General features: G+C 58.8%; 24 protein-coding genes, 1 tRNA gene and 1 pseudogene. 17 read left to right on the top strand and 9 right to left on the bottom strand.

Features of this window, described 5'->3' with window-relative positions; all coding sequences use genetic code 11:
* Positions 1 to 6: 6 nt before the first annotated feature.
* The 6 genes from fdxH (at position 7) to K5Y35_RS21990 (ending at position 5,998) form a co-directional block, all read left to right on the top strand.
* Positions 7 to 942 (top strand): formate dehydrogenase subunit beta, encoded by a 936-nt coding sequence (gene fdxH, locus K5Y35_RS22015; protein WP_222832938.1) that lies wholly within the window; start codon positions 7 to 9, stop codon positions 940 to 942.
* The gene (locus tag K5Y35_RS22010; protein WP_222832937.1) at positions 939 to 1,604 is read left to right on the top strand and encodes a formate dehydrogenase subunit gamma; all 666 of its coding nucleotides are present in this window, start codon (positions 939 to 941) and stop codon (positions 1,602 to 1,604) included. Before fdxH ends, K5Y35_RS22010 begins: the two co-directional genes overlap by 4 nt.
* Positions 1,605 to 1,607: 3 nt before the next feature.
* A complete protein-coding gene (fdhE, locus tag K5Y35_RS22005; RefSeq protein ID WP_222832936.1) occupies positions 1,608 to 2,534 on the top strand; it encodes a formate dehydrogenase accessory protein FdhE in 927 nt (308 codons plus the stop codon).
* Between the two features lie 45 nt (positions 2,535 to 2,579).
* Entirely contained in the window at positions 2,580 to 3,983 is a 1,404-nt protein-coding gene (gene selA / locus K5Y35_RS22000) for an L-seryl-tRNA(Sec) selenium transferase (protein WP_185015834.1), read from the top strand.
* Entirely contained in the window at positions 3,980 to 5,896 is a 1,917-nt protein-coding gene (gene selB, locus K5Y35_RS21995; RefSeq protein ID WP_222834487.1) for a selenocysteine-specific translation elongation factor, read from the top strand. Before selA ends, selB begins: the two co-directional genes overlap by 4 nt.
* A gap of 6 nt (positions 5,897 to 5,902) precedes the next feature.
* A tRNA-Sec gene (locus K5Y35_RS21990) sits at positions 5,903 to 5,998 on the top strand.
* A 197-nt stretch (positions 5,999 to 6,195) separates the two neighbouring features.
* Here the strand turns inward: K5Y35_RS21990 and K5Y35_RS21985 are convergent.
* From K5Y35_RS21985 to K5Y35_RS21975, 3 genes are all read right to left on the bottom strand, one after another.
* Entirely contained in the window at positions 6,196 to 7,491 is a 1,296-nt protein-coding gene (locus tag K5Y35_RS21985) for an OprD family porin (protein WP_222832935.1), read from the bottom strand.
* A gap of 541 nt (positions 7,492 to 8,032) precedes the next feature.
* Positions 8,033 to 9,736, bottom strand: coding sequence for an amidase (locus tag K5Y35_RS21980; RefSeq protein ID WP_186745280.1), 1,704 nt, complete (start codon positions 9,734 to 9,736; stop codon positions 8,033 to 8,035).
* A 244-nt stretch (positions 9,737 to 9,980) separates the two neighbouring features.
* Positions 9,981 to 11,363: an aspartate aminotransferase family protein gene (locus K5Y35_RS21975; RefSeq protein WP_222832934.1), complete on the bottom strand. Its 1,383-nt coding sequence runs from the start codon at positions 11,361 to 11,363 to the stop codon at positions 9,981 to 9,983.
* A 158-nt stretch (positions 11,364 to 11,521) separates the two neighbouring features.
* Between K5Y35_RS21975 and K5Y35_RS21970 the strand changes: the two genes are divergently transcribed.
* The gene (locus K5Y35_RS21970) at positions 11,522 to 12,127 is read left to right on the top strand and encodes a TetR/AcrR family transcriptional regulator (RefSeq protein WP_222832933.1); all 606 of its coding nucleotides are present in this window, start codon (positions 11,522 to 11,524) and stop codon (positions 12,125 to 12,127) included.
* A gap of 144 nt (positions 12,128 to 12,271) precedes the next feature.
* Here the strand turns inward: K5Y35_RS21970 and proP are convergent, their stop codons facing one another.
* The 3 genes from proP to K5Y35_RS21955 form a co-directional block, all read right to left on the bottom strand.
* Positions 12,272 to 13,777, bottom strand: a complete 1,506-nt coding sequence (gene proP / locus K5Y35_RS21965; RefSeq protein ID WP_123468643.1) for a glycine betaine/L-proline transporter ProP — start codon at positions 13,775 to 13,777, stop codon at positions 12,272 to 12,274.
* 190 nt (positions 13,778 to 13,967) lie between these two features.
* The gene (locus K5Y35_RS21960; protein ID WP_123468645.1) at positions 13,968 to 14,639 is read right to left on the bottom strand and encodes a DUF3313 domain-containing protein; all 672 of its coding nucleotides are present in this window, start codon (positions 14,637 to 14,639) and stop codon (positions 13,968 to 13,970) included.
* Between the two features lie 34 nt (positions 14,640 to 14,673).
* Entirely contained in the window at positions 14,674 to 14,997 is a 324-nt protein-coding gene (locus K5Y35_RS21955) for a hypothetical protein (protein WP_123468646.1), read from the bottom strand.
* A 167-nt stretch (positions 14,998 to 15,164) separates the two neighbouring features.
* Between K5Y35_RS21955 and K5Y35_RS21950 the strand changes: the two genes are divergently transcribed.
* The 6 genes from K5Y35_RS21950 to K5Y35_RS21925 all read left to right on the top strand — a co-directional run bounded on the left by K5Y35_RS21950 (position 15,165) and on the right by K5Y35_RS21925 (position 21,702).
* Complete coding sequence (locus K5Y35_RS21950; RefSeq protein WP_123469184.1) at positions 15,165 to 15,872, top strand: response regulator; 708 nt, start codon at positions 15,165 to 15,167, stop codon at positions 15,870 to 15,872.
* Complete coding sequence (locus K5Y35_RS21945) at positions 15,869 to 17,197, top strand: ATP-binding protein (RefSeq protein WP_222832932.1); 1,329 nt, start codon at positions 15,869 to 15,871, stop codon at positions 17,195 to 17,197. The genes K5Y35_RS21950 and K5Y35_RS21945 overlap by 4 nt, the downstream gene beginning before the upstream one ends.
* Before the next feature lie 228 nt (positions 17,198 to 17,425).
* Positions 17,426 to 18,715, top strand: coding sequence for an NAD(P)/FAD-dependent oxidoreductase (locus K5Y35_RS21940; RefSeq protein WP_222832931.1), 1,290 nt, complete (start codon positions 17,426 to 17,428; stop codon positions 18,713 to 18,715).
* Between the two features lie 15 nt (positions 18,716 to 18,730).
* Positions 18,731 to 19,288: a helix-turn-helix domain-containing protein gene (locus K5Y35_RS21935; RefSeq protein WP_123468651.1), complete on the top strand. Its 558-nt coding sequence runs from the start codon at positions 18,731 to 18,733 to the stop codon at positions 19,286 to 19,288.
* Positions 19,289 to 19,309: 21 nt separating this feature from the next.
* Complete coding sequence (locus K5Y35_RS21930; protein ID WP_222832930.1) at positions 19,310 to 20,656, top strand: glutamine synthetase family protein; 1,347 nt, start codon at positions 19,310 to 19,312, stop codon at positions 20,654 to 20,656.
* Positions 20,657 to 20,841: 185 nt separating this feature from the next.
* Positions 20,842 to 21,702, top strand: a complete 861-nt coding sequence (locus K5Y35_RS21925; protein ID WP_222832929.1) for a hypothetical protein — start codon at positions 20,842 to 20,844, stop codon at positions 21,700 to 21,702.
* Positions 21,703 to 21,939: 237 nt separating this feature from the next.
* On the opposite strand, the gene K5Y35_RS21920 is transcribed toward K5Y35_RS21925, so the two are convergent.
* Complete coding sequence (locus tag K5Y35_RS21920; RefSeq protein ID WP_128614456.1) at positions 21,940 to 22,320, bottom strand: winged helix-turn-helix transcriptional regulator; 381 nt, start codon at positions 22,318 to 22,320, stop codon at positions 21,940 to 21,942.
* Between the two features lie 95 nt (positions 22,321 to 22,415).
* Between K5Y35_RS21920 and K5Y35_RS21915 the strand changes: the two genes are divergently transcribed.
* The 3 genes and pseudogenes from K5Y35_RS21915 to K5Y35_RS28320 all read left to right on the top strand — a co-directional run.
* Entirely contained in the window at positions 22,416 to 22,826 is a 411-nt protein-coding gene (locus K5Y35_RS21915; RefSeq protein WP_186745302.1) for a DoxX family protein, read from the top strand.
* 11 nt (positions 22,827 to 22,837) lie between these two features.
* Positions 22,838 to 23,581 (top strand): SDR family NAD(P)-dependent oxidoreductase, encoded by a 744-nt coding sequence (locus K5Y35_RS21910; RefSeq protein ID WP_222832928.1) that lies wholly within the window; start codon positions 22,838 to 22,840, stop codon positions 23,579 to 23,581.
* Between the two features lie 52 nt (positions 23,582 to 23,633).
* Positions 23,634 to 23,756, top strand: a pseudogene (locus tag K5Y35_RS28320) (hypothetical protein); the annotation flags it as partial.
* A gap of 139 nt (positions 23,757 to 23,895) precedes the next feature.
* On the opposite strand, the gene K5Y35_RS21905 reads toward K5Y35_RS28320, so the two are convergent.
* Both K5Y35_RS21905 and K5Y35_RS21900 read right to left on the bottom strand, forming a co-directional pair.
* A complete protein-coding gene (locus K5Y35_RS21905; protein ID WP_222832927.1) occupies positions 23,896 to 24,882 on the bottom strand; it encodes a HEPN domain-containing protein in 987 nt (328 codons plus the stop codon).
* Between the two features lie 622 nt (positions 24,883 to 25,504).
* Positions 25,505 to 26,143, bottom strand: a complete 639-nt coding sequence (locus tag K5Y35_RS21900) for a hypothetical protein (RefSeq protein ID WP_222832926.1) — start codon at positions 26,141 to 26,143, stop codon at positions 25,505 to 25,507.
* Positions 26,144 to 26,392: 249 nt separating this feature from the next.
* Here K5Y35_RS21900 and K5Y35_RS21895 point away from each other — a divergent pair, with 249 nt between their 5' ends.
* Positions 26,393 to 26,695: a hypothetical protein gene (locus K5Y35_RS21895; protein WP_222832925.1), complete on the top strand. Its 303-nt coding sequence runs from the start codon at positions 26,393 to 26,395 to the stop codon at positions 26,693 to 26,695.
* Positions 26,696 to 26,766 lie beyond the last annotated feature (71 nt).

The raw sequence follows: 26,766 nt of genomic DNA, 5'->3' as shown, positions 1-26,766 counted from the left end.
CTTTAAATGGCCAGCCAAGACATCATTGCCCGCTCGGCAACCACTACGGTGCCACCCTCGGTGAGGAATCAGGAGGCGGTGGCCAAGCTGATCGACACTACCAAATGCATCGGCTGCAAGGCCTGTCAGGTCGCCTGCTCGGAATGGAACGAGCTGCGCGACGAGGTCGGCCACAACCACGGCACCTACGACAACCCGCAGGATCTGAGCGCAGAAACCTGGACGTTGATGCGCTTCACCGAGCACGAAACCGACGCCGGCAACCTCGAATGGTTGATCCGCAAGGACGGCTGCATGCACTGTGCCGAGCCCGGTTGCCTGGCGGCCTGCCCAAGTCCGGGGGCGATTATCAAACACGCCAACGGCATCGTCGATTTCGATCAGGACCACTGCATCGGCTGCGGCTATTGCATCACCGGTTGCCCGTTCAACATTCCGCGGATTTCGCAGAAGGATCACAAGGCCTACAAATGCACGTTGTGTTCGGACCGGGTGGCGGTGGGGCTGGAACCGGCCTGCGTGAAAACCTGCCCGACCGGCGCGATTGTCTTCGGCAGCAAGGACGACATGAAGGAGCACGCAGCCGAACGCATCGTCGACCTGAAAAGCCGTGGCTTCGACAATGCCGGCCTGTACGACCCGGAAGGCGTCGGCGGCACCCATGTGATGTATGTGCTGCACCATGCCGACACACCGAAGATCTACGCCGGGTTGCCGGATGCGCCGGCCATCAGTCCGTTGGTGGGCCTGTGGAAAGGCATCAGCAAGCCCCTGGGCCTGCTGGCAATGGGCGCGGCGGTGCTGGCCGGGCTCTTCCACTATGTGCGCATCGGGCCGAACCGGGTCGAGGAGGATGACCATCCAACGCCACCCGACACCTCGGTGCATACCGTCGATCCGGCGGTGCACACCTTCGATCCACGTGGGGAGGACCGGCCATGAGCAACAAGACGATCCTGCGTTACACCGCCAACCAGCGCACCAATCACTGGCTGGTGGCGATTCTGTTTTTCATGGCCGGGCTGTCGGGGCTGGCGTTGTTTCATCCGTCGATGTTCTGGCTGACCAATCTGTTCGGCGGCGGGCCATGGACACGGATTCTGCATCCGTACATGGGCATCGCCATGTGCGTGTTGTTCCTTGGCCTGGTGTTCAGCTTCTGGCGCAGCAATTTCTTCATCGCCAATGACCGGCGGTGGCTGCGGCGGATCAATCGGGTGATGGTCAACGACGAAGAAAGCGTGCCGCCGGTGGGCAAGTACAACGCCGGGCAGAAGCTGCTGTTCTGGACTTTACTCCTGTGCATGTTCGCGTTGCTGTTCACCGGGCTGGTGATCTGGCGGGCCTGGTTCAGTGCGTATTTCGGCATCACCGTGATCCGCTGGGCGATGCTCCTGCATGCACTGGCCGGGTTTGTGCTGATCCTGAGCATCATCATTCACATTTACGCCGGGCTGTGGATCAAGGGCTCGGTGGACGCGATGCTGCACGGCTGGGTCAGTCGCGCCTGGGCGAAGAAACACCATGAACTCTGGTATCGCGAAATCACCCGCGACGAACGCCGTCCGGACGTGCCGGAACGACCGATCACCAAAAAGGGCTGACCTTTGGCAACCATTCTTGAACCCGGGGACATCGAGGCGGCGGCCAGTTCGCCGCCGTTTCTGCATCTGCCGCCGCCTGACCTGTTTGCGCTCCGCGCCGATCGACTGGAAAAACTGGCCGAGGGGCATCCACTGGCTGAGTACCTGCGGTTGATTGCCGGGTTGTGCCGTGTTCAGCAACAGGTGTTCGACGACCCACCGCAGACGGCGCGGATCGATCAGCAAAGGATTGCTGCCTGTCAGCAACATGGTTTACCGCCGTTCGCCGCCGACACGTTGGTGCGCGAAGAGGGCTGGCAGGCTTGGCTTGACGCGTTGCTGCAGCGTTATGAGCCGGCGCATCAACCTGCGGTTGTGGATGCGCTGGACACGCTGCGCGCCGCCAGTCCCGGTCAGTTGCGTGCGTGGGCCGTGGCTCTGGTCAGTGGCCAGTATTCGCTGGTGCCGGCGCAACTGGTGCCGTTTCTCGGCGCCGCACTGCAAGTGGCGTGGAGCCACTGGCTGCTCAGCGTGCACGACCTGCAACTGAAACCCGGCGACAGCCTCAGCCAATGCCCGGCCTGCGGGTCACCGGCGATGGCCGGGGTGATCCGCCATCGTGGCAAACACAACGGTCTGCGTTATCTGGTGTGTTCGCTGTGTGCCTGCGAATGGCATGTGGTGCGGGTCAAGTGCGTGTATTGCGAGTCGAGCAAAGGGCTCGACTATTTGAGCTTTGAGGATGATCGGCATGCGGCCAATCAGGCGCCGTTAAGGGCGGAGGTCTGTCCGGGCTGCAATAGCTACCTGAAACTGGTTTATCTGGAGAACGATGCCGATGCCGAGGCGTTGTCGGCAGATCTCGGCAGTTTGCTGCTGGATATGCGTCTGGCTCAGGACGGTTATCAGCGGCTGGCACCGAATCTCTTGCTGGCTCCGGGAGATGAGTGAACGCAGGGTCTACACTCTGGCCCAGAGATCTGTCTCCAGGAGTGGCTGATGTCCCTGCGGTTACCTTCCATTGATGGGTTGTTGCGTCACCCGGCCTGCCTGCCGTTGGCCGAGCGTCATGGACGTGAGTCGCTGCTGGCGGGTTTACGCCAGTTGCTCGATGAGTTGCGTTCCGCTGTCTTGAGCGGGCAATTGTCCGCCGTCGAAATCAGCCCCGAAGTGCTCGCCGGCCGCGTCGGTGAACGCCTGGCCCGGCAACAGCGCAGCAACGTGCGGCGGGTGTTCAACCTGACCGGCACGGTGTTGCACACCAACCTCGGCCGCGCCTTGCTCCCGGACGAAGCCATTGAGGCCGTGCACATGGCCGCGCGTTATCCGCTCAACCTGGAGTTCGATCTGGCCAGCGGCAAGCGCGGTGATCGCGATGATTTGATCGAAGGCCTGATCCGCGAACTGACCGGCGCCGAAGCCGTTACCGTGGTCAACAACAATGCCGCCGCCGTGCTCTTGACCCTGAACAGTCTCGGCGCACGCAAGGAAGGCATCATTTCCCGTGGCGAGCTGATCGAAATCGGCGGCGCGTTCCGCATCCCCGACATCATGGCCCGCGCCGGCGTGCGTCTGCACGAAGTCGGCACGACCAATCGCACCCATGCCCGCGACTATGAGGCGGCGATCAGCCCGCGCAGCGGCTTGATCATGCGCGTGCATGCCAGCAATTACAGCATCGAAGGTTTTACCGCCCGCGTGCCGACAGCGGAACTGGCCGAGCTGGCCCACCGACATGGCCTGCCGTTGCTGGAAGATCTCGGTAGCGGCAGTTTGTTGGACTTGACGCGCTGGGGCTTGCCGGCGGAACCGACGGTGCGTCAGGCGTTGCTCGACGGTGCAGATATCGTCACCTTCAGTGGCGACAAATTACTGGGAGGGCCGCAGGCCGGGTTGATTGTCGGCCGCAAAGAACTGATCGCGAAGATCAAGAAGAACCCGCTGAAACGCGCGTTGCGGGTGGACAAACTGACCTTGGCCGCGCTGGAGGCGGTGCTGGGGTTGTACCGCGACCCGGACCGCCTCGCTGAACGTCTGCCGAGCCTGCGCCTGTTGACGCGCCCGCAAGCCGACATCTTCGCCCAGGCATCACGGCTGCAGCCGGCGCTGGCTGACGTATTGGGCGAGACCTGGAATGTCAGCGCAGTCCACGCCTTGGGCATGATCGGCAGCGGCAGCCAACCGGTGGCGCGCTTGCCGAGCGCGGCGTTGTGCCTGCGCCCGCAAGTGTCCAAGCGCTTGCGCGGGCGTTGCCTGCTGACTCTGGAAGCGGCGCTGCGCGCCTTGCCGATCCCGGTGCTTGGACGCATTGACGATGATGCGCTGTGGCTGGATTTGCGTCAGCTCGACGATGAACCGGCGTGGCTCGCGCAATTGCCGCACTTGCAGGTCGATTCGTGATCGTCGGCACGGCGGGGCACATCGACCACGGCAAGACGTCGCTGCTGCAAGCCTTGACCGGGCAAACCGGCGACCGCCGCCCGCAGGAACGCGAGCGCGGCATGACCATCGACCTGGGTTATCTCTACGCCGAACTTGAACCCGGCACGGGGCTGACCGGGTTTATCGACGTCCCTGGCCACGAAAAATTCACCCATAACATGCTCGCCGGTGCGCAAGGCATTGATCTGGTGTTGCTGGTGGTGGCGGCGGATGACGGTGTGATGCCGCAAACCCGCGAACACTCGGCGATTGTTGAATTGCTCGGCATTTCACGGGCCGTGGTGGCGATCACCAAGTGCGATCGAGCCGAGGCGGGCAGGGTGGAAGAAGTACAACGTCAAGTGCTGGATCTACTCGCGCCGGGGCCGTTTGCCGAGGCGCCGATAATGACTGTGTCGAGCTTGAGCGGGCAGGGCATTGAAGCACTGCGCGAGCTGCTGGTGCAGACGCAAAGCGAGGTACATGAGCGTAGTCGTGAAGGGGGATTTCGCCTGGCCATCGACCGCGCGTTCAGCGTGGCGGGCGCGGGGATTGTGGTGACCGGCACGGCGTTGTCGGGCGCAGTTACGGTCGGCGACAAACTGACCCTCGGGCCATCCGGGAAAACCGTGCGGGTGCGCGGCTTGCACGCGCAGAACCAAGCCGCCGAACAGGCCTTCGCCGGGCAACGGGTGGCGTTGAATCTGAGCGCTGAACGCCTTGAACTGGCGCAGATCCATCGCGGCCAGTGGCTGCTGAGCGAGTGGTTGCACGCCCCGACACAACGGGTCGACATCGACTTTCACCTATTGCCCGGCGAACGCACCTTCGAACACTTTCACCCTGTGCATGTGCACCTCGGCACGCAGGATGTCATCGCCCGGGTGGCCTTGCTCGAAGGGCCCCGCTTGAGTCCCGGCGAACGCATGTTCGCGCAATTGCTGATCAATGTGCCGGTGCAGGCGTTGAAGGGCGATCGGCTGATCCTGCGTGACCAGAGCGCGCAACGGACCTTGGGTGGCGGTCAGGTCCTCGACCCGTTTGCACCGGCACGACAACGGCGCAGCCCCGAACGTCTGGCGCAACTGCAAGCCCTGGCTGCCAGCGATAGCCTTGAACGAGCCTTGCCGGTGCTGCTCAATCACAGCGCTGGGGGCCTCGACCCGCAACGACTGGAGCGTCAATTCAATCGCCCGCGCTCAACCTGGTCGTTAGCCGACAACGTGCGCCTGATCGACACCCGCCAAGGCCCGGTGCTGTTCAATGTGCAGCGTTGGGCGCAACTGAAGTTCACGCTGCTGGAGCACCTCGCGCAGTTCCATGAACGGGAACCTGACCAGATGGGCCCGGATCGCGATCGCTTGCGTCGCTTCAGCGGGCTGGCACTCGAACGTTCGACATTCGCGAGCTTGCTCGATGAATTGCTGACGGCCGGATCGATCCAGGCGAGCGGTCCGTGGCTGCACCTGCCGGATCATCAGGTGCGCCTGAATGCCGAGGACGAAAGCCTCTGGCTAGGGTTGCAGCCATTGTTCGAACTGGCCGGTTTCGATCCGCCGTGGGTGCGTGACGTGGCGACAGTGCTGGGGCAGGACGACGCGGTCGTGCGCTTGTTGCTGCGTAAACTGGCGCGTTTGGGTTTGATGCATCAAATAGTGCGCGACCTGTTTTTGAGCGACGTGCAACTGCGCCAAATGGCGGAAGTGTTGCTCAAACTGGCCAGGGAAAATCCGCAGATCCAGGTGACAACCTTCCGCGATGCGCTAGGCTTGGGACGCAAACGCTGTATTCAGTACCTCGAATATTTCGACCGCGTCGGCCTGACCCGACGCCTCGGCGAATCCCGCCAGATCCGCCCCGACAACGCGCTGGCCGACGCCGACGCCCAATGAGTTCAAGGAAGGCAATCGCGCCCGGTGGCGCGGCCGGGCTTCAAACCCGGTTGGGGACGGCATCCGTTCCCGGGCAGGTTCGACTCCGGCTGCCTTCCGCCATTTCAATCAACAGCACCTACATGGCTGGCCGTGAAAGGTGTGTTGCGTACACGGATATTTGGCTGAAACCCAAACCTGGGGAGTGAGGCTGCTCGCGATAACGGTGTATCAGTGAGCATGAATGTTGCTGAAAGACGCTATCGCGAGCAGGCTCACTCCGACAGCGGATAGCGTTTCAAATCGGGATGGGCGGTGGGTTAGAAACCAAGTGGGTACTGGATCACCACATAGATCCGGTCAATGTCATCGCCAGCCTGCGCCTCATTGGCCCGGTGCGATACATGTGAGACCTGCACCGACAGATCCTTCGCCGCGCCCGACTGAACGATGTACTTCAAATCAATATCCCGCTCCCAGTGTTTGCCGCCGTCACCCTGCTGCGGCTGGTAACTGCCGCTGTCAGGATCGAATGGGTTGTAGGCGCCGCCCTTCGGCGCGTGAGTGCCGTCGATGTGGCTACCGCTGACGTAGCGGGTCATGAACTTCAGGCCGGGGATGCCGAAGGCGCCCAGGTCGAGGTCATAGCGCGCCTGCCATGAGCGTTCGTTGGCGCCGTTGAAATCGGCGTATTTGATCGAGTTGGCGAGGTAGATCGAGTCGCCGCCGACGAAGTCGAACGGTGTGTTGCCATTGATCTTTTGCCAGCCGAGCATCACCGCGTGCGGGCCGAAGGTGTATTTGCCGGAAAGGCTGAACGCGGTGTTGTCGATGGCGCCGGCCAGTGCCCGGCCGCTGTCGCGGGTGTGATAAAGGTTGGCGTCGAGCAACACGCCGGACTGCTTGAGGTGCAGGTTGCCGTAGTACTGATGCCAGGTGTCGCTCAGGTCCGAGGCATACAACGCGCCGCCTATCGGGCTGTCGCTGAACAGATCGGCGCCGAGAAAACTGATCCCGCCGGCCTCGGTATTGGCGCCATAGCCGTAGAAATCGCCCTTGCCCGATGAGCTGTCCTGATTCTTGAACGCGGTGAAATGCCCGGCCACCAGATTGACGTGGTCGAACTCGGCGCTGTTGAGCAGGAAACCGGTGGCGTATTCCGGTTGCAGGCGTTTGTCGGAGGTGTCGAAAACCGGTGTTTCCACGGTCATTTCACCGAAGGCGAGGGTGCTGCGCGACGCTTTCAACTTGAGCGCACCGCCCGCGCTGGAGTAGTCGTTTTCACTGCGGCCATCGCTGTCGACCGGCAGCAACCCTGTGCCGGAATGGCCCTTGCCGCCATCCAGTTTCAGCCCGGCGAAGGCGTGGGCGTCGATGCCGAAACCGACTGTGCCGGGGGTGAAACCGGATGAGAAGGTGCCGATAAACCCTTGAGCCCACTCCTGTTTGTAGTTTTTACCGGACGGCGAGGGCGAGCGGTAATCGTTGCTCAGGAAGAAATTGCGGCTGAGCACTTCGGTTTTGGCATCGTCGAAAAAACCGCTGGCGTGGGCGGTTGTAGTGAGACCGCAGAGCAGCGCGAGCAGGGTGAGGCGCGAGGGGACGCAGTCGATCATGGTCAGTGGCCAGCGGCAATTAAGGTGACCGGGATGATCGCGTGAATGCAGGAAGGGCGATTGAGCGGGTGTGCTGAATTGCTGTGGCTGTCAGGTCATGAGGTGGTGAAGGCGCTGACGCCATCGCTGGCAAGCCAGCTCCCACAGGGATTCAGGGTGCGCTCACCGTGATGACCACACACACTCCTACAGGTTTTGCGTTCAACACGGGTTTTGTGACTGGAGCAGAAACCTGTGGGAGCTGGCTTGCCAGCTCCCACAGGGATTCAGGGTGTGCTCACCGATGATGACCACACACACTCCTACAGGTTTTGCGTTCAACACGGGTTTTGTGACTGCAGCAGAAACCTGTGGGAGCTGGCAAGCCAGCTCCCACAGGGGTTCAGGGTGCGCTCACCGATGATGACCACACACACTCCTACAGGTTTTGCGTTCAACACGGGTTTTGTGACTGCAGCAGAATTCTGTGGGAGCTGGCTTGCCAGCGATGGCGGTGTGTCAGGCAACATTTCTGCTGACAGACACACCGCACTCTCAGCATTTAAGACAGTGGCGGCGTGCGCGGCGGGATCTGGCGTTTGCTGCCGGTCGATTCATAGGCCGCCGCGAATCGCAGCAGGTTCGAATCGTCATACGCCCGGCCAGCGAAGGTCAGCCCCACCGGCATGCCGATGTCGGCCATCACGCCCATCGGCACGGTGACGGTCGGTACGCCGAGGTGGCGGATCGCGAGGTTGCCGTTGGCCACCCAGATGCCGTTGCTCCAGGCGATGTCCGCCGATTCCGGGTTGACGTCCGCGTCTGCCGGCCCAACGTCGGCGACGGTCGGGAACAGCACGGCGTCGAGGCCGAGTGTGTCCATCCAGTCTTCCAGGTCGATCCGCCGGGTTTGTTCCAGACCTCGCAGGCCATCAGGCACGGTGGAGATCTCGTTCCACGGCGTGATGCCGCGTTCGGCCATGCGCACGTATTCATCCATGCCGGCGGCCAGATCGCCTTCACGGTTGGGCAGGGTGCCCGGATCGTGCGGGAAGATCTTCGGCCCGTCGACGTCGACCAGTCGATTGAGTTTCGGGTCACCGTTGGCTTGCAGGAAATCGTCGAACGCCCACGCGGTCAGGTCCCACAGCTCATGGTGGAGGAATTCTTTCGAGACCAGCCCGCGGGTGAACACCGTCGGTGCGCCGGGACGGTCGCCTTCGCAGTTGGAGACCAGTGGGAAGTCGGTTTCGATGACTTCGGCACCTGCGGCTTCGAGGGCCTGACGTGCCTGCTTCCACAAGTCGATCACCGAGGCGCGGGTGTTGATGCGCTGGCCGGTCGGGCCACCGATGCCCGGGGCTTCGCTGGTGCCGGCTTCAGGATCGGCATTGATGAACATGCGCGGCACGGCGAAACGCTTGCCCGCCAGCGCCTTGGCATCGACGGCGAGCTCGGCGTAAGCGGCGGGGCGCACTTCGTTGACGCTCGGGATCGGCACCCACGGTTGCAGACGCCAGAGGTCGCCACGGGTGTCCGGGTCTTCAGCGACAACGATGTCGAGGACTTCGAGCAGGTCGGCCATGGTGCGCGCGTAAGGTACGACGACGTCCATAGTCGGCGTCAACGGCCAGTTGCCGCGCACCGAGATCACCCCGCGTGACGGGGTGTAGGCGCACAAACCGTTGTTCGAAGCCGGGCCGCGCCCGCTCGACCAGGTTTCTTCTGCCAGACCGAACGCGGCGAAACTCGCGGCAGTGGCAGTGCCGGCACCGTTCGACGAGCCTGAAGCAAATGGCGCGGTCAGGTAATTGGCGTTGTAAGGACTTTCGGCGCGACCGTAGACACCGCGCTGCATGCCGCCATTGGCCATCGGCGGCATATTGGTCTTGCCCAGGCAGATCGCCCCGGCGGCACGCAGGCGTTCGATGGTGAACGCATCGCGGTAGGCGATCAGGTCGGCGAAGGCCGGGCTGCCGGACGCAGCGGTCAGGCCCTTGACCAGGTAACTGTCTTTGGCGGTGTAGGGAATGCCGTCGAGTGGGCCAAGGATTTCACCTTTGGCGCGACGGGCATCGGACGCTCGCGCTTCGTTGAGCGCTTCCGGGTTGCGCACCACCACGGCATTCAGCGCTGTCGGGGTGTCGGCGCCGTCGTAGGCATCAATGCGCGCCAGATAGGCTTGTACCAGCTCCACCGAAGTGGTCTGACCGGATTCCAGCGCGGCGCGCAGTTGGGCAATGGAAACTTCGGTGACTTCGATCATGCGGTCACCGCCGTTTGAATTGGGGTTCTTTTCCTGGAATGGGTGTTCATATCGGCTCTCGTGGCACAGCTATAAGCGACAAGGTTAAGACTGGCGCCTATTTAACACCAAGCGGCGCGCGGAGTAATCGGCGGGATGGTGCTCCCACCGATTTAATCCTTTCAGGCGCTCATCATTCCCTGCGGGAGCTGGCTTGCCACAGGAGTTTGTTGCGCCCACAGAAGACAGATATGCCCTCAGCCGATCACAGCACGCCGTACTCACGCGCCGTACGATCCAGCGCAATCCGCGTCTTGTCGATCAGCTCATCCAGCTCCGTGCGCGTGGCGATCAACGCTGGGGCCATGATCATCCGTCCCAGTGTCGAACGAATGATCAACCCCTCTTCAAAGCCAATCGTGCGGCAGCGCCAGGCGATGTCGTTTTCATTGGCAAAGCGCTTGCGACTGGCCTTGTCTTCAGCGAATTGCAACGCCGCGACCAGGCCCACGCCCTGAATCTCACCCACCAACGGGTGATTGCCGAACACCTCGCGCAGGCAGTTCTGCAGATACGGCCCGGTGTCGGATTTGACCTGCGCGACCACGCCTTCATCACGCAATGCCTTGAGGTTGGCAATCGCCACGGCGGCCGCCACTGGGTGCCCGGAATAGGTCAGGCCGTGAGCGAACACGCCACCTTTTTCCACCAGCGCCTCGGCCATGCGCCGCGACAGAATCAAACCGCCCATGGGGATGTAACCCGAGGTCAGGCCTTTGGCGATCGACAGCGTGTCGGGTTCAAAACCGAATGTCTGATGGGCGAACCATTCGCCCGTGCGACCAAAACCACCAATCACTTCGTCAGCACACAACAAAACATCGTATTTACGGCAGATGCGCTGAATTTCCGGCCAATAAGTGGCCGGCGGAATGATCATGCCCCCCGCGCCCTGGAACGGTTCGGCGACGAACGCGGCAACCTTGTCGGCGCCCAGCTCGAGAATCTTGTCTTCCAGTTGCCGCGCCGCTTGCAGGCCGAACTCCTCCGGGCTGAGGTCGCCTTCATGGGCGAACCAGTAAGGCTCATCAATGTGCGCAACATCGGGGATGGTGCCGCCCATTTCGTGCATGAACTTCATGCCGCCCAGCGCCGTCGCGGCCAGGGTCGAGCCGTGATAGCCGTTCCAGCGGCCGATCATGACTTTCTTCTCGGGCTTGCCCAGCACCTGCCAGAACTTGCGCACGGTGCGGATCAGCACTTCGTTGGCCTCGGAGCCGGAGTTGGTGTAGATCGCGTGGCTGTAGTGTTTCGGCAATAGGCTGAACAACAGCTCGGACAGCTCGATCACCTTCGGGTGGGTCGTGTGGAAGAACATGTTGTAGTAGGGCAGTTGCTCCAGCTGCGCGGTCGCGGCGGCGGCCAGATCCTTGCGTCCGTAACCGAGGTTGGTGCACCACAGGCCGGACATGCCGTCCAGATAACGCTTGCCGTCGTTGTCCCACAACGCCAGGCGATCACCGCTGACCATCACCCGCGGACCTTCTTCGTTGAGGGCTTTCTGATCGACGAACGCGTGAATGTGGTGAGCGGCGTCGGCGGCCTGGTAATCGCGGGTGCTGCGGGCAGGATCGAATTCGGCGGACATGGCGGATCTCCAGATAAACGGGACGAGTGGGTGCGTTCATTCCAGCGGTGCACGGGTAAAGTTTTGTCACTTAAAAATATTTTTGTAAAGAAAATATTTGTCGGTGAAAAAAGATATCCGTAGGCTGAGGGCCATTGGCAAGGATCAACAGAGGCAACATGAGCGGACTCAGAGAGCGGCAAAAGGAACAGCGCAGGGAAGTCATCGCAACGGCGGCGCTGGAACTGTTCAAAAGCAATGGTTTCGCCGCCACCACCCTCGACCAGATCGCCGTGCAGGCCGGCGTGTCCGCGCCGACCGTGGTCAACTATTTCGGCGGTAAGCAGGAGATTCTGCTGGCGCTGCTCAAGCAACCGGACGAGCAGGCCATGCGCGAGGCGCGGGCCAATCTGGATGACGACAGTGATCCACTGGAGGCGCTGTGCGAGTTCGAGGGCCTGATGACTCACTACCAGCTGCAAGCGATGCCGGCTTCGCTATGGCGAGAACTGGCGCCGTTCCTGTACACCGGCGAACTGGCCCGCGCGCTGGACCCATGGAACGCCGCGGTGATCGAAGAGACCAAGGCATTGCTGATGCATTTTCAGCGCGTCGGTAAAATCCGCGAATCCATCGACATAAATGTCGCGGCGACGCTGTTTAACCAGTATGCGAATGTCGCGTTTATTCGCCTGGCGACCGAGGCGACGCCGGACAGAGAGGCGCATGCGCGGCATATGCGCAGCGTTTTGAGTTTGATGTGTCACGGTATGTTAGTGAACTGAATAGCTCAACCCTGTGGCGAGGGCGCTTACGTCCGCTGCACTGCGCAGCGAACCCATGCTTTTGAAAGAAACGCCGCTCCGCCCCCCAGCGGGACGATACGACAATTCGACAAGCTCCCTCGCCACAAGGGGAATTAATTCAACTCATTCGTTGATACGCGGATGCTGCTGCACCAGCAACTTGCGCTTGTCCTCCAGCTCCGCAATTTGCGCGTCGATATCTTCAATTTTCTGCTCGATATTATCGTGATGCTCCTGCAGCAGCTCTTTGGCTTCCTCAAGATCGGAAGCCGCCGGCGCAGCGCCACGCAACGGCTGGTTGGCGGTTTCCTTCATGGTGACGCCAGTGATCAGGCCGATCACGGCAATGACCATCAGGTAATACGCTGGCATGTACAGGTTATTGGTGCTTTCTACCAGCCAGGCGACAGCGGTCGGGGTCAGACCGGCGATCAGCACCGAGACGTTGAATGCACTGGCCAGGGCGCTATAGCGAATATGCGTGGGGAACATCGCCGGCAGGGTCGAGGCCATGACGCCGATGAAGAAGTTCAGCAACACGGCCAGCATCAGCAGGCCGGCGAAGATCAGGCCGATCTTGCCGCTATTGATCAGCATGAACGCCGGAATTGCCAGGATGAACAGACCGATGCTGCCGACGACGATGAAAGGCTTGCGGCCGATCTTGTCGCTGATGAAGCCAATCGCCGGCTGCACGAACAGCATGCCGACCATGATCGCGATGATGATCAGCACGCCACGGTTTTCGCTGTAGTGCAGGTTGTGCGACAGGTAGCTCGGCATGTACGTCAACAGCATGTAGTAGGTGACGTTGGTCACTGCCACTACGCCGATGCAGGTCATCAGGCTGCGCCAGTGCTTGGTCGCCACTTCCTTGAACGAGACTTTCGGGCCGCCGGCGAGGCCTTCGCGGTCACCTTGCTCAAGCTTTTCGACGTGCTGCTGGAAGGCCGGGGTTTCTTCCAGGGCGTGACGCAGATAGAGGCCGATCATGCCCAGCGGCAACGCGAGGAAGAACGGCAGACGCCAGCCCCATTCCTCGAACTTCGCTTCGCCGAGCGTGGTGGAAATCAGTACCACCACGCCGGCGCCGAGGACGAAACCGGCAATCGAGCCAAAGTCCAGCCAACTGCCGAGAAACCCGCGTTTGCGGTCCGGTGCATATTCGGCGACGAAGATTGAGGCGCCGGTGTATTCGCCACCGACCGAGAAACCCTGAGCCATTTTCGCCAGTAACAGCAGGATCGGCGCCCAGATGCCGATCGAGGCATAGGACGGGATCAGGCCGATGGCAAAGGTGCTGAGCGACATGATCACGATGGTGGCCGCGAGGACTTTCTGGCGTCCGTATTTGTCGCCCAGGGCGCCGAAAAACAGGCCACCCAGTGGCCGAATGAGAAACGGCACGGAGAAGGTCGCCAATGCGGCGATCATTTGAATGCCCGGGTCGGCGCCCGGAAAGAACACTTTGCCGAGCACGTAGGCGACAAAGCCATAGACGCCAAAGTCGAACCATTCCATCGCATTGCCGAGCGCGGCGGCGGTGATGGCCTTGCGCATCTTGGCGTCGTCGACAATGGTGATGTCTTTCAGTCTGATCGGACTGACCGCGGGTTTGCTGGATGTCATGTGGCGTATTCCCTGTACCTGAGCTGTATCGGTGCTATCTGTTTGATGGCATGGACTTATTGGCTCTGATACAAGAAGACACGAAAAAATTCAGCGCTCGCTGAATTTTTTCCGGGTGTCACCGAATTAACTGCCCTGTGAGTGCAGAGCGTGATGAGGGCGCAGCCGAACGGGATAAGTCCCGTCGCCACTATTTGCGAATCGCCGCGTACGATTTACCCAGGTCATTGGCCCAACCGTCGAGCACGCCTTTGACGTCATCGGCGGTCAGCACTTGCCGGTCGTTTTCCAGCGCCACGCCAGTGCCCTTGCGTACGACTTCGGCGACCACTTCGCCGGTAGAACCGTCCTCGAACGACACTTCGGTGGCGATTTCGCTGTCCTGATCGCGGATGCCGGTGGCGCTGCTCACACCGGCGGCGATCAAGGTGACCGGCAGCCACTCATAAAACCGCAAACCCTGGGTGCTGGCGGCCACACGGGTGATCGCCGGTCTGACCGTCAGCGTGTCCGGGCCGGGGTGCGGGACCAGTTTCAGTACCTTGCCCAGTTCGAGCCGCAGGGCCGCGTCGTAGTAATCGGTTACGCCGGCGAGCGTGCTCAGCGGGATGCGTTCAGTCGGCTCGGCGCTCGGGTAGAACTGACTCGGCGCCAGATAGGCCTGCGTATAACGGCCACGGGCCAGGGCCGGACTGACCCAACCCAGAACCGGCAGGCCCGATGGCGACTGGTGCTCGCGCAGTACGCTGTAATCGTGGAGAAAGCCGCTGTATTTTTCAGGCTCGACGGTTTTGCTGCTGCAGGCCGACAGGCTCAGGGACGCGGTACACAGCAGCGTCATCAAGCAATGGCTTCTGATCATGGAGTTCCTTGTTATACGTCTATTGCCCGCAGGTTCAATCGTGGGCGGTGGTCGAGGAGGCGAGTGGCGCGGTGTTGTCCGAACACTCGATGTGCAGCGTTCCGTGGGTCATGATCCAGTGGATGAGATCGGCGGCCGGAATCGAGTGGACGTACTCGACCCATTGGGCGCTGGTGGGGCCGAACTGCTCGAAATAGCGGCGCAGGACAATCCGGCTCTGATCATTCGCCAGGCCCAGGCAGAACTCCTGAAACAGCAGCGGCTGATCGGGTTCGGGTGCGGTGGTGCGCTGGCTGAGGATCAACGGATAGCGGGCGTCGTGTCCCTCGGCGGTATACCTGCTGTGCAAAGCCTTCATGAAATGCCCCCCTGTTTTCGATGGCCTGCAGGGTGCCCGAGGGGTTTTGCCGCAGGATGTCCGCTTGATGTCCGGGGGCGAAGGAATGTTGCCCGATTGAAATAAATGACCCGGGCGCCGGAATAGTTTTAGATGCGTTCTTTTTCTGGCCTGAGGATCCTGTGAACGTGAGCAGACTGCTGATCGTCGACGATGACGTGGAAATTCTCGCCTTGCTGAAGAAGTTCTTCGTCCAGCACGCCTACGAAGTCGATGTCGCCGCCGACGGCGTCGCGATGTGGGCGGCGATTGCGCAGCAGCGGCCGGACACGATCATTCTCGACCTGATGCTGCCCGGCGAAGGTGGTTTGAGTCTGTGCCAGAAAATACGCGCGCAGATGGGCATTCCAATCATCATGCTCACGGCGATGGCCGAGTTGAGCGACCGCATTGTCGGGCTGGAACTCGGCGCCGACGATTACCTGACCAAGCCCTTTGCCCCGCAAGAACTGCTGGCCCGCGTACGCGCCTTGCAGCGTCGGGCCGGAGAACAGCGGACGGCGCTGGAACCTTCACGCCCGGTTATCGCCTTCGCCGGTTGGCATCTGGACATCACTTGCCGCGAGCTGCGCTCGCCGGAAAACGTGATGATTCCGCTATCCGGTGGCGAGTTCGATCTGCTGGTGGTGTTTCTCGATCACCCGCAGCGCATCCTCACCCGAGAGCAATTGATCGACCTGTCCCGTGGCCAGGGCCATGACGCGTTCGATCGCAGCATCGACGTGCAGGTCAGCCGTTTGCGGCGCAAGATCGAGCCGGACAGCAAACGCCCGGACCTGATCCGCACGGTGCGCAACGGCGGTTATATGTTCACCGCCAAGGTCACCCGCTCATGATCCGCCGGTGGCTGCAGCGCGACCCGCTGAGTCGGCGGATTGCCCTGACCATTGTCGCGGCCATGCTCGCTTCGCTGGCGCTGAATTTCCTGTTCGTCGAGGTGGCGGGGACCTGGGCGCGACCGCCCATTGAACGCACCGGGTTGCTGGAGCAGATTGCCGCCACCGTCAAAGTGATCGAAGCCGCACCGGCACCGTTACGCCGGCAACTGGCCCAAGCGGCAAGTGGCCCGACCCAGGAAGTGACGTGGAGTGCGCAACGCGCCGAACTCGGATTGCCTGCAGGTGGTACGCCACTCATCGCGAACAAGGCGTCGGTGCTGCATCAGTTGTTGGGCGATGATCGACACATTCAGGTGTTCAATCCCGCGGACTGGCCGAGCAGCAGTCCGCAGGCCCGCTACGCGGCGCTGATTCAACTGCCGGATGCCAGTTGGTTGCTGTTCGCTTCACGCGAGCGCTCCTGGGGACTGGACATCGGCACACGCATCGCGATCATCATCGCCCTGGGCCTGATTGCCACGGTATTCGTGGCCTGGCTTGCCACCCGCCAACTGGCCCAACCGCTGCAGCGTTTCGCCAGCGCCGCGCGCCGCTTCGGCGGTGATCTGCGCGCGCCGCCGATCAAGATCGAAGGCCCGAACGAAATCCGCCAGGTGATCATCGCCTTCAACACCATGCAGGCGCAGATTCAGCACTACATCAGCGAACGCACGCACATGCTGGCGTCGATTTCCCATGACTTGCGCGCACCGCTGACCCGTATGCGCCTGCGCAGCGAATTCATGGAAGACCTCGATCACCAGGGCAAGCTGATCCGCGATATCGAAGAAATGCAGTCGATGATCAACGCGGCGCTGGCGTTCTTCCGTGAAGACACGCACCGCGAGGAGGCCACTGCATTCGATCTGTCGGAGCTCTTGCAAACGATCGTCGATGACTACCGCGATCAACACATCAGCGTTGACTTTGAGGGGCCCGCGCATCTGGTTTATGAGGGGCGGCCGCTGGGTATCAAGCGAGTGATTGTCAATCTTCTGGAAAACGCCGAAAAATATGCGCAACAGCCGCGCATCGAACTTCGCGCGAACGAGCGCCTGGTCAGTATCGAAGTCAGTGACACGGGGCCTGGCATTGCTGAAGAGTCGTTGGAAAAGGTCTTCGATCCGTTTTTTCGCCTCGAAACCTCGCGCAACCGTAACACCGGCGGCGTCGGGCTGGGGCTGTCCGCTGCGCGGGCGATCGTGTGGGAGCAGGGGGGGACGTTGACGTTGCGCAACCGCAGCGGCGGCGGTTTGATCGCGCGGGTCGAACTGCCTTTGTAATGCCTTGAAGCATTTGCGCGTTGCGGGCGGTTAACAGGTCTCCTGTCCCGATAAGAAGCGTCCCTGAAAACACCTCGGCCATCCGCACGCCTTGGTCCGCTCTCGCAACTTAGCAACCTGAAAATGGCTCGATCTCGGATCTGCCGCTGCACTTTTTGAGTTGCTGGCGTGAAATTTATTCTGTAGATTTTCATGAAATTATAAGAAATAAATTTCATGAGGCCGCGCATGTTTCTGCAATCCAGCCAGCACGTCGACAGCTATTACGCCCACAGTTGCGCCGATCTCCTGCGCGATCGGCCGATGCTGCAGGGCGATCAAGACACCGACATCGTGATCGTCGGCGCTGGTTTCAGCGGCCTGCACACCGCATTGCGTCTGGCGCTGGCCGGTAAGCGCGTGACACTGCTGGAAGCCAGTCGCGTCGCGTGGGCGGCCTCGGGGCGTAACGGCGGACAGGCGATTCTTGGCTGGTCGTGCGACATGCCGCCGCTGGAAGCCGCGCTGGGGCGTGAGCGGGCCAGACGGCTGTGGGACGGCATGCGCTGGGCGGCTCGGGAATTACGCGAGTTGCCTGGGCGGCATGGTTTCGACTGCGATTATCGACCCGGGCATTTGTGGACGTCGGTGATGCCGCGTCGGGTCAGTCTGCTCACTGAATGGCAGGAGGAGGCCAGCCAAAAGTGGGGCCACGATGCGCTGCAGTTCATCCCGCGTGAACAGTTGCCGGAATGGGTGGCCAGTGAGCGTTATCAGGCGGGGCTGTACGACCCTGAAGGCGCGCACCTCAATCCTCTGAAACTCGCGTCGGGTCTGGCGATGGCGATCGAGCGCGCCGGTGGCCGCCTCTACGAGCAAAGCAAAGCCTTGAGTTATCAGGAGGAGGGCACAGGCTGGCGGGTCAACACCGAGCACGGATCGGTTCGCGCCGATGTGCTGGTCCTCGCGTGTAACGCCTACCTTGATCAACTCGATCCACAACTGTCGAGCTGCATCCTGCCGGTGGGCACCTATCAAGTCGCCACCGCACCGCTCACGCCGGAGCAAGCGACGGCGCTGTTGCCAGGCAATGTCTGCGTGACCGACAACCAGTTCGTCCTCGACTACTTCCGCCGCACCCCGGATAACCGTTTGCTGTTCGGTGGCGGCTGCACCTATCTCGGCGGCATGCCCAAAGACATCGCGGCAGCCACCCGGCCGTTCCTGCAACGGGTGTTCCCGCAACTCACGGGTGTCGATATCGAGTTCGCCTGGGGCGGCCATATCGACTTGACGATCAACCGCACACCGGATGTCGGCGGCGAGCGCAATCGTTACTGGCTGCAAGGCTATTCAGGCCACGGCGTGCTGCCGACACTGGCTGCCGCACGTGCAGTGTCCGACGCGATCCTCGGCAACGCGGATGAATTGGCGTTGTATCAAGGCTTGAGTAATGGCAGCTTTCCCGGCGGCAAATACCTCGCGGCGCCGCTCGAAGCGATCGGCAAGGCCTGGTACCGACTGCGCGACAGCCTCTGACCTGGAATCCCTGTGATGGACAAGCAAGAAGAAATCGCGGCGCTGGCGATCCTGATTCACGACCTGCGCAAGCACAAGAAATGGACCCTCAAGGAGCTGGCCGACAAGATCGGCCGCTCCGTGGGTTTCCTTTCGCAAGTCGAGCGCGGCCTGTCACGGCCGACGGTGGCGGACCTGACGGCGATCAGCGAAACCTTCGGCGTGCCGACCACCTATTTCTACAGTCTGCCCAAACCCAAGGAACTGCCGTGGGTCACCCGGCCGGACGAGCGTCGTACGTTGTATTTCGCCAACGGCATCACCGACATTCTGGTGTCGCCGCAGATCCGCGCATCATTCTCCATGCTCGAAAGTCACCTTGAGGCCGGCGCCAGCAGCGGCGACCGCCATCTGACCGACAGCTCGGAGCAGGGCGGTTACGTCCTCGAAGGCGAACTGACGTTGTGGCTGGGCGACGATCAAGACCCGGTCACGCTCAAGGCCGGCGACAGCTTTCAATTCGACAGTCACACCCGTTGCCGTTACGGCAACCTCACCGAGCACCTGACCCGCGTGCTCTGGGTCTACACCTGATAACCACAAAGGATGAACACGATGGACGCTGTCTGCGCTGACCTGCTCGCCGAAGTTCGGGCGTTTCGCCAACGCTACCCCGAGGTCCGTTATGTCGACTTGATCTCGCTGGACATTCCCGGGCATTTTTACGGCAAGCGTTACCCCGTGGACATGCTCGAAAAGGTTGCCGCGGGCAGTGCCCTCAAACTGCCACAAAATTGCGTTTTGCTCGGCGTCCAGGGCGGCCTGTTCAAGATTGGCGACTACTGCTTCAACGACGGCGACCCGGACGCCGTGCGCCGCCTGGTGCCGGGCACACTGAAACCGGTGACCTGGGAAGCGCAGCCGCTGGGGCAGATGCTGATCACCTCAGACGGCACCGAAAAGCCAATCGAATTCGAACCCCGCGAAGTCCTCGCGCAAGTGCTCAATCGCCTGGCGCGTAAAGGCATTCATCCGGTGGTGGCGTTCGAACTGGAGTTCTACCTGTTCGACAAGACCTTGCGCAACGGCCTGCCGCAATTCCCCCGCGACGACCTGACCGACGACGCCGATGACCAGCCGAACATGCACATCGAACGCCTGTCACGCTTCGCCCCGGTGCTCGATGAAATGGTCGAAGCGACGCGTGCCCAAGGTATCGACGCCACGGTCATCACCGCGGAACTCGGCCCTGGTCAGTTCGAAATCAACTTCGGCCACCTCGACGATGGCTTGCGTGCCGCCGACTGGGCCGCGTTGTTCTGCCGCAGCACCCGTGGCGTCGCGCTCAAACACGGCTACCGCGCCAGTTTCATGGCCAAGCCGTACTTGCAGCATCCGGGCAGTGGCATGCATGTGCATGTCAGCCTGTACGACGCCGAGGGCAACAATCTGTTGGCGGCCAATCAACAACAACCGCTACGCCATGCGGTGGCCGGATGCCTGGAACTGTTGCCGCACAGCATGCCGATCTTCGCGCCGAACCAGAATGCGATGCGGCGTCTGGGCGGTACGGTGAACACGGCGACCAAAGCGAGCTGGGGGTTCGAGGACCGTGATGCGTGCTTGCGCATTCCCGAGTCGGACGAGAAGAACCTGCGCATCGAGTATCGACTGGCGGGAGCAGATGCCAATCCGTATCTGGTGTTGGCGGCGATTCTGGTGGGACTGGAGCATGGGCTGGAGTCGGGCAAGGAGCCGATTGCACCGTTGAATGAAGATCGCAACAGCGGGATCGGCTTTCCAACAGAAATGTTTGAAGCGGTGAGGGCGATGCAGTCTCAGGCGCAGTTGCGCGGAGGGCTGGGCGCTGAGTTTGTCGATGTGTATTGCGAGAACAAACGGCAGGATCATCTGGCATTTATGCAAGAGATCAGTGCGCGGGAGTATCGCTGGTATCTGTAAGTTGTGGCGCCGATGCAGGGGGAGTCTGCGGTCATAGCTTCAAGACCGCACATTCCCACAGCCTGACTGGATTTCGGGAGCAGACTTTACATGGCAGTGCAGCCTGTTCGCCCCTTGACCTGGAGTTGAAATAGAGAAAAAGCTGACTACCCTGTTTGTACCGGCCATGTCAGGGAGGACGGGAAATGCTCATGAATTTCTGCAATGTCAGCGCATTGAAACAACGACTGTGCCCACTGGTCGCTGTTCCCACCAACGTCTTTTCCCGAAATAAATGGGGCCTGTTCAAGGCCCATGACGTCAACGGCGAAATTGTCTTCGATGCGGCCTACGAAGGGGGCAACTCACCCCGGGTATACGGGGTGATAGAAGCCAACAACGGATGCGGGATCTATGTTCCTGTCGGGCGTCAGTACAACGCCGGCGCTTATATACTGCCTGTTCCTATCTGCGTCGGCGGAGCAAGAGATCTGCGAATAACGGCCTTGGGTTATGTCCGGGAGACGGATCAACAAGTCATCGAGCGAGAGGCCCGGGAAGAACTCATGCAACCGATCGACATTCTGAGCATCCAGCCCCTGGCTACAACGGTTGCGGCGCAAGATGGCCAGTACTACATCGTCAGACTGAAGTCGCAACTCTCAACGTTCTATTACTCATGGGATGTCGCGGGCAGCGACCAGGTGACAGCAGTGAGGTATTGGAGCCTGCCTTCTTTGATTGAAGCGCGACATGGTGTGGAACAAACACAACCGGCGGGTGAAATGGCGCAGTTGTTATTCGACGATCTTGGCTGCAGCGCCACTCATCGCGCCGCCTGGCTTGCCGAGTGGCACGCGAGTGCCTATGACGCGACGATCAGGCATTTACTGAGAAATTCCGTAAGAGTGGATACCGGTAGCGAAGGTTTTAATATTCTGTCGAGAATGTATGGAAACAGAAAATATACCTATCGCAACCAATATCCTGCCTTTGCTCCGACGGTAAACCCTGCGCACGAATTGACATGCCGAGGGCGATGCAACTCAAACAACGGAAATTTGTAGAGCTCCGCCATCGAACGAGGCAGTTGGGGCCGGTAATGCTGGCCATCAAGCGTTCGGCCACCGGTACAGCGTCCTCGTCACGCAACTGGTCCGGCAGTAGAACGATAAATTCGTCACCGCCCATGCGTCGGCGCCCACCCCATCCATTGCTTGAGCGTCCCGAAGAGATGCTCAGCCTGGACCCATTGCAGCCTTTCAGGCTGAGCAAAGTTCGACTCAAATACGTCTCTGACCCGCCTAGGTTTTTTTTACTTTGCGGCCGCGTGAGGCAGGCTTCACCGGCACGCTTTTGCCGTACTCGCTCCACCATTTAGCGAGCGCCTCCATTGTTGGCCCGAGTGCACGTGCTTTTGCTGTCATTTCATATTCAACACGCGGGGGCACTTCTGCGAAGACTGTTCGCGAGATCAGGCCATCGTTCTCAAGCTCCCGAAGTTGTGCTGTCAGCATGTGTTGCGTGACGCCGTTAATCGCCTTTCGCAGTTCCCCAAAACGATAAATCCGCTGGTTTAGCAGCCACATTATTTCTAGCTTCCACTTGCCTGAAAGTAGCGAAAATGCACGCCGCATTTCCTCGTGCATATTGATCTGTTCTTCATCATTAGTCTGGTTTTCCATACTAAGTACCGGTTTTTCATCCTACTTGTGGGTTTTCATGTTAGACGAGATATTTGCCCTAAGTCGACGTAACAATACCTGCTTGGGAAAACCTCATGATCGAACATTATATTTACTGGATTAGCACGGTCCTGCTTTCGCTGCTCTATCTGGCCTCGGCCTTGATGTACATCGCCAAAGGAGACTATGTGCGAAGCGCACAAGCGGAGTTGGGCTATTCAGCCTCCCACCTTGTGCCTTTGATGATCGTGGTCAAGATACTGGGGCCCGCCGCGATTTTGTGGCGCTTCAATGCAGCACTCAGTGATCTCGCTTATGCCGGCATGTTTTATCACCTGCTGCTTTCAGCTTCAGCGCACCTGGGTGTTCACAAGCCCAAAGGTTCTATCCCGGCAGCCTTGGGACTCATTCTCCTGGCCACCTCCTTCGTGACACAAAACGCTGTTCGCGAATATCCGTCGCCGTACGCACCGCCGTCAGCGGTCGTCCAGACGACTCTCAAATAATGGAGATCGCCATGACTCGACTCAGTGGAAAAGTTGCGATTATCGTCGGCGCCGGTCGTGGTATCGGCCGAGCTACCGCCAGACTTTTCGCGATGCAGGGTGCGAAAGTCGCGGTCGTTTCGCGCACGGCTGAAAATGTCGATCAGGTGGTTGCCGATATCCAGGCCGCTGGCGGCGCCGCCCTCGGAATCGTTTGCGATATCGCTGACCCTGATCAAATTACTGCCGCTGTCGACAAGGTGATGACTGCCTATGGGCGGATCGACATACTGGTGAATAATGCTTTCGATCCCTCGGTGGTGTTTTCATCGGTGGTCGAGCTGTCAGCCGAGCAGTTGCAGCGCAATTTCGAAATGGGCCCCATTGCTTATCTGCGAACGATGCAGGCGTGCTATCCCCATCTCAAAGCCAGTGGTGAGGGCAGGGTTATCAATTTCGCTTCTCTGGCTGGTGTCGTTGGCATGCAGGGCTACGCGCCTTACAACATGGCAAAGGAGGCGGTACGTGCCTTGACTCGCTCGGCGGCCAGGGAGTGGGGCGCTGACAAGATCACTGTCAACAATGTCATGCCGGTCGCTGACACTTGGGAAGCAGCGGTCGATGTGCCTGCACCCACTAACGTACTTGGCCGTTATGGATCACCGGAAGAGGATATTGCGCCGGTGGTGTTGTTTCTCGCTAGCAAGGATGCGCAGTTCTTGACGGGATACAGTCTCACGCCGGACGGAGGCCAAATCATCGACAGCGCCCGCTAACGGTCCTGTCCAAACCCCACGACCCAACGGAAATCACAAGACATGCCTTGGCGTGTCTTGTGGTAGTTGTTCAAGCGGCACCGATCCGCTGCGCGTGGTTGACGTTTTCGTCGATGAACTCAACCTGGCAAAGCTGGGTTTTGATGGCGTCATTCCAGCCGAAACCGCCTCGCCCGAGAGCGCTGGGTTTAGGCATCCCAGATACGAAAGTGTTTTTACACACTCTGGGCCGATCTCTGCCGGTCACGACAGACTGTTTTCGGCCAAAAACGGCCTGTCATATCAGAGCGCAATTTAACTGAAGGGCGATTTTTTTAGTAAATCATGGGGTGATCTAGAGAGTAAATGACATTATTGTGAATGTCGTTGATGAGGTTTTTGTTGTTCTCAAACAGCGGTACTGCGTATTCTTTAAATTCGAGTAGCGTTTCTAAATTATTGAGTAATCCTTGCATTACGCCAGCTTGGCACCTACCTACGGCATAAATCATAATCGTGCTAAACAATTCGAGTTTTTCTTTTGTAAAGTCTACACTTCGGAATCCTGAATGGACAGAGTCGTTCCGAAAATCTCGAATCTCTTTGACCACTTCAATAAGTTGTTTTTTCCAGTGATTGTATCTGGTATGTTTTTCTAGTTTTGCTTTAGTTTCGAGTGTTACTATCCATTGCTGTTGTCCGTTTGGAAAACCTAGAAATAATCTGATGTAGCTCTCTACACAGTTATCGTTTTCGTCCGCTTTTAATAATGCCTCTAGGGCGAACCACAAAAAGATTATTTTCAGCTGAGGATTTGTCTCGTTTTTGCTATTTCTTGCCCAGTGGAGAGACCGTCTGTATCGGTCGCATAGCTCGTTTTTGAGTGAGAGCAAATAAACTGTGGTGTCAACATTTTGTATGCTTTCATGACGCATTACAAAAGAAAGAGACTGCTGAAAGCCGGTTCTTATAATAGGTGTGATTTCGCCCGATGATAAGTCTTTTATCAGTCCGATTCGAGAAGTCTTTATCGCGGATATCGAAAATTCAGTAGACTTGAAATCAAGAACTTCAAGGAATTTGGTGTCAGCAGCATGTATGGCTTCGTTATGAGTCTCACAGTCAATGATTGTAGCAATCCTTGCACATATTTTATGTTTGTTGAAATCCAACCCGTTTTCAGATGCGGACTTTTCAAATGCACTGACTTCTAGTTGAGTGTCAGCTGAATAAGATCGAAGCTCAACACTGCCATAGTTAAAGGTGGAAGGAAGAGTAATGCTTCTATCGTCCAGAATTTTCACAATCAAAAAGCTGGTCATTTGCACCTCTGAAGAGAGTGTGTAAGTCTTGTTATGACTACTTGCTTGAGCCAGTTATTGTATTGGGGTGTTAGTGCTATGTGGTTCATTGATAAGTATTTTGCTAGCGGCTCAGCTATTATATAACTATTTCGTCCAATGCAGACTTCAATGATTGTTGATAGTTGGTCGGCATTCAATTGCTTCTGAAGAAGCTCGCAACATGTACTCTCGCAAGCTGCGATATTGTTCTGTGATTGATAATATCGTAAACGATACCAGTGCACTTCGTTGCTGTCTTTTGCAGAGTCCGTTAAAAGTTTGTCGTATTTATAAACCCAATCATTGTCAAAGGTGGCGATTGCTATCGTATAACCTAGTCGTATTGTTCTTTCATGGTTCGGGCCTAATTTGCACAGGTCTAAAAAGAAGTGCTTGGCCTCCAGAAGCCTGCCACGCTTAACTAACGTGTCAATATAGTCTGTAAGCCGTTTTGGGTATTTCCGACTAGTCGTGGCTGTTGCCCTATAAATCTTTTCAGCATCTTGCAAAACGGGCTCCTTTCTCTACATATCACTAATCTTACGATTGCACACTGCTGGCCTGCTGCGCCTGCATCGGTTCTACAAAACGCGTCAGCGCTTCAATCACTTTTTTTAGCTGTATAGAAACTTCCGTTTTCACCCCAGAACTCAAGATCGCCCTGTGCGTTTACGAGGTAGAACTCACCGAAATCGCTTCCTTCAACATCGACTAGAACAGATCGTCCGGAAATCTTCTTCGAAACAAATTCCTTGGTTCCCGACGAGCCATCTTTAAACGTGGATTGGACAAATATTTTCCCGTCTTTTCGGTAACCCACCATTTTGTAATCGGTTCCCCAATTACTCAGCCAACTACCAAATACCTCTCCTTCGGATGGTGTGCTGCTGGTCATGAGTTTATTGTATTCAGCGACTGTGGCTCCCAAAAAACGAACGTTTAATGTGGGGTCAAAATCTGTCTTGGCCCAGTATCCACCACCATCCTCACCTTTGATCCGCCAGCTGATGAAGGTTCGTTGAAAGCTCATTGGGTTCGAATTTTTGATTTGATTTGCCAATGCTTCAAGTGTGGGTTGATCCACACGTTCGTCTAGAACAACCTCGACCGCTCGCTTGATATCGCGCTTAGACTTATCACTGACAACCGAATAGTTAACAACTTGAAAGGACGAGGTGGCAGAGGCAGCAAAGCTTACGATTGTCGCCAGAACTCCGAAAAATTGCGCAAAACGGTTCATCCCTAAACTCCATGATTACAAAATGACATCGCGGATTCTGCCATAGTTGTTCTGAACCCTCCTTATTTTTTGTTCATACCTGACTGGACTGCGAATAACGCCATTTATATTCAACAGCCCCCATACCTGGTCCAGGTGTGGGGCCTTTTTTTGCCCACCTGGAAACCACTGGCGCCAGGACTGCTCTACCGCTACGCTGTTTTCTGGTTTAACCGCAGCGAACCCCAACGGCTGCAACTGGAGGTGAGCATGAATGACACATTAACGGCCCTGGACTGGTCGCCGACGTTCAAGATCCAAACACTCAAGCTGCTGGCGCGCATCAGCCAGGCGGCCAATGCCGACGATCTTTGGCGCGTTAGTGATCGCGCCGCCGGGTTCGTTCTGGGCCTAGAGACGATCGAGGCCCTAATGCGACGAGTATCGAGGGCTTGTATGGCGCCTTTGAGGAGACTGCTACCGCACGCCGGCAGGACGAGTCGCAATGTTCGAATGCCCGTACAAACAAAATGGGGTGGCTACATCTTCAGCTATACGTTTATTCATAAGTAAGCTCACCGGACTCGACCTTATTTTCGTGAATAGTAGACTAAGCGGCAGCTATTGTGGCCGATTGCTGTCTG

This window comes from Pseudomonas sp. SC3(2021) (assembly GCF_019856535.1).
Lineage (GTDB): Bacteria > Pseudomonadota > Gammaproteobacteria > Pseudomonadales > Pseudomonadaceae > Aquipseudomonas > Aquipseudomonas monsensis.
Note: the sequence above shows the minus strand (reverse complement) of the source record. Positions and strands in the feature narration are given on the sequence as shown.

What these genes read in the sequence shown, in the direction of transcription:
- K5Y35_RS21915 (WP_186745302.1), top strand. Translation starts at nt 22,416, where the DNA reads ATGATCGAACATTATATTTACTGGATTAGCACGGTCCTGCTTTCGCTG.
- K5Y35_RS21910 (WP_222832928.1), top strand. Translation starts at nt 22,838, where the DNA reads ATGACTCGACTCAGTGGAAAAGTTGCGATTATCGTCGGCGCCGGTCGT.
- K5Y35_RS21975 (WP_222832934.1), bottom strand. Translation starts at nt 11,363, where the DNA reads ATGTCCGCCGAATTCGATCCTGCCCGCAGCACCCGCGATTACCAGGCC.
- K5Y35_RS21970 (WP_222832933.1), top strand. Translation starts at nt 11,522, where the DNA reads ATGAGCGGACTCAGAGAGCGGCAAAAGGAACAGCGCAGGGAAGTCATC.
- K5Y35_RS21985 (WP_222832935.1), bottom strand. Translation starts at nt 7,491, where the DNA reads ATGATCGACTGCGTCCCCTCGCGCCTCACCCTGCTCGCGCTGCTCTGC.
- K5Y35_RS21960 (WP_123468645.1), bottom strand. Translation starts at nt 14,639, where the DNA reads ATGATCAGAAGCCATTGCTTGATGACGCTGCTGTGTACCGCGTCCCTG.
- K5Y35_RS21900 (WP_222832926.1), bottom strand. Translation starts at nt 26,143, where the DNA reads ATGAACCGTTTTGCGCAATTTTTCGGAGTTCTGGCGACAATCGTAAGC.
- K5Y35_RS21920 (WP_128614456.1), bottom strand. Translation starts at nt 22,320, where the DNA reads ATGGAAAACCAGACTAATGATGAAGAACAGATCAATATGCACGAGGAA.
- K5Y35_RS22010 (WP_222832937.1), top strand. Translation starts at nt 939, where the DNA reads ATGAGCAACAAGACGATCCTGCGTTACACCGCCAACCAGCGCACCAAT.
- K5Y35_RS21935 (WP_123468651.1), top strand. Translation starts at nt 18,731, where the DNA reads ATGGACAAGCAAGAAGAAATCGCGGCGCTGGCGATCCTGATTCACGAC.
- K5Y35_RS21980 (WP_186745280.1), bottom strand. Translation starts at nt 9,736, where the DNA reads ATGATCGAAGTCACCGAAGTTTCCATTGCCCAACTGCGCGCCGCGCTG.
- fdxH (WP_222832938.1), top strand. Translation starts at nt 7, where the DNA reads ATGGCCAGCCAAGACATCATTGCCCGCTCGGCAACCACTACGGTGCCA.
- K5Y35_RS21895 (WP_222832925.1), top strand. Translation starts at nt 26,393, where the DNA reads ATGAATGACACATTAACGGCCCTGGACTGGTCGCCGACGTTCAAGATC.
- proP (WP_123468643.1), bottom strand. Translation starts at nt 13,777, where the DNA reads ATGACATCCAGCAAACCCGCGGTCAGTCCGATCAGACTGAAAGACATC.
- K5Y35_RS21940 (WP_222832931.1), top strand. Translation starts at nt 17,426, where the DNA reads ATGTTTCTGCAATCCAGCCAGCACGTCGACAGCTATTACGCCCACAGT.
- K5Y35_RS21955 (WP_123468646.1), bottom strand. Translation starts at nt 14,997, where the DNA reads ATGAAGGCTTTGCACAGCAGGTATACCGCCGAGGGACACGACGCCCGC.
- K5Y35_RS21905 (WP_222832927.1), bottom strand. Translation starts at nt 24,882, where the DNA reads ATGACCAGCTTTTTGATTGTGAAAATTCTGGACGATAGAAGCATTACT.
- K5Y35_RS21945 (WP_222832932.1), top strand. Translation starts at nt 15,869, where the DNA reads ATGATCCGCCGGTGGCTGCAGCGCGACCCGCTGAGTCGGCGGATTGCC.
- K5Y35_RS21925 (WP_222832929.1), top strand. Translation starts at nt 20,842, where the DNA reads ATGCTCATGAATTTCTGCAATGTCAGCGCATTGAAACAACGACTGTGC.
- K5Y35_RS21930 (WP_222832930.1), top strand. Translation starts at nt 19,310, where the DNA reads ATGGACGCTGTCTGCGCTGACCTGCTCGCCGAAGTTCGGGCGTTTCGC.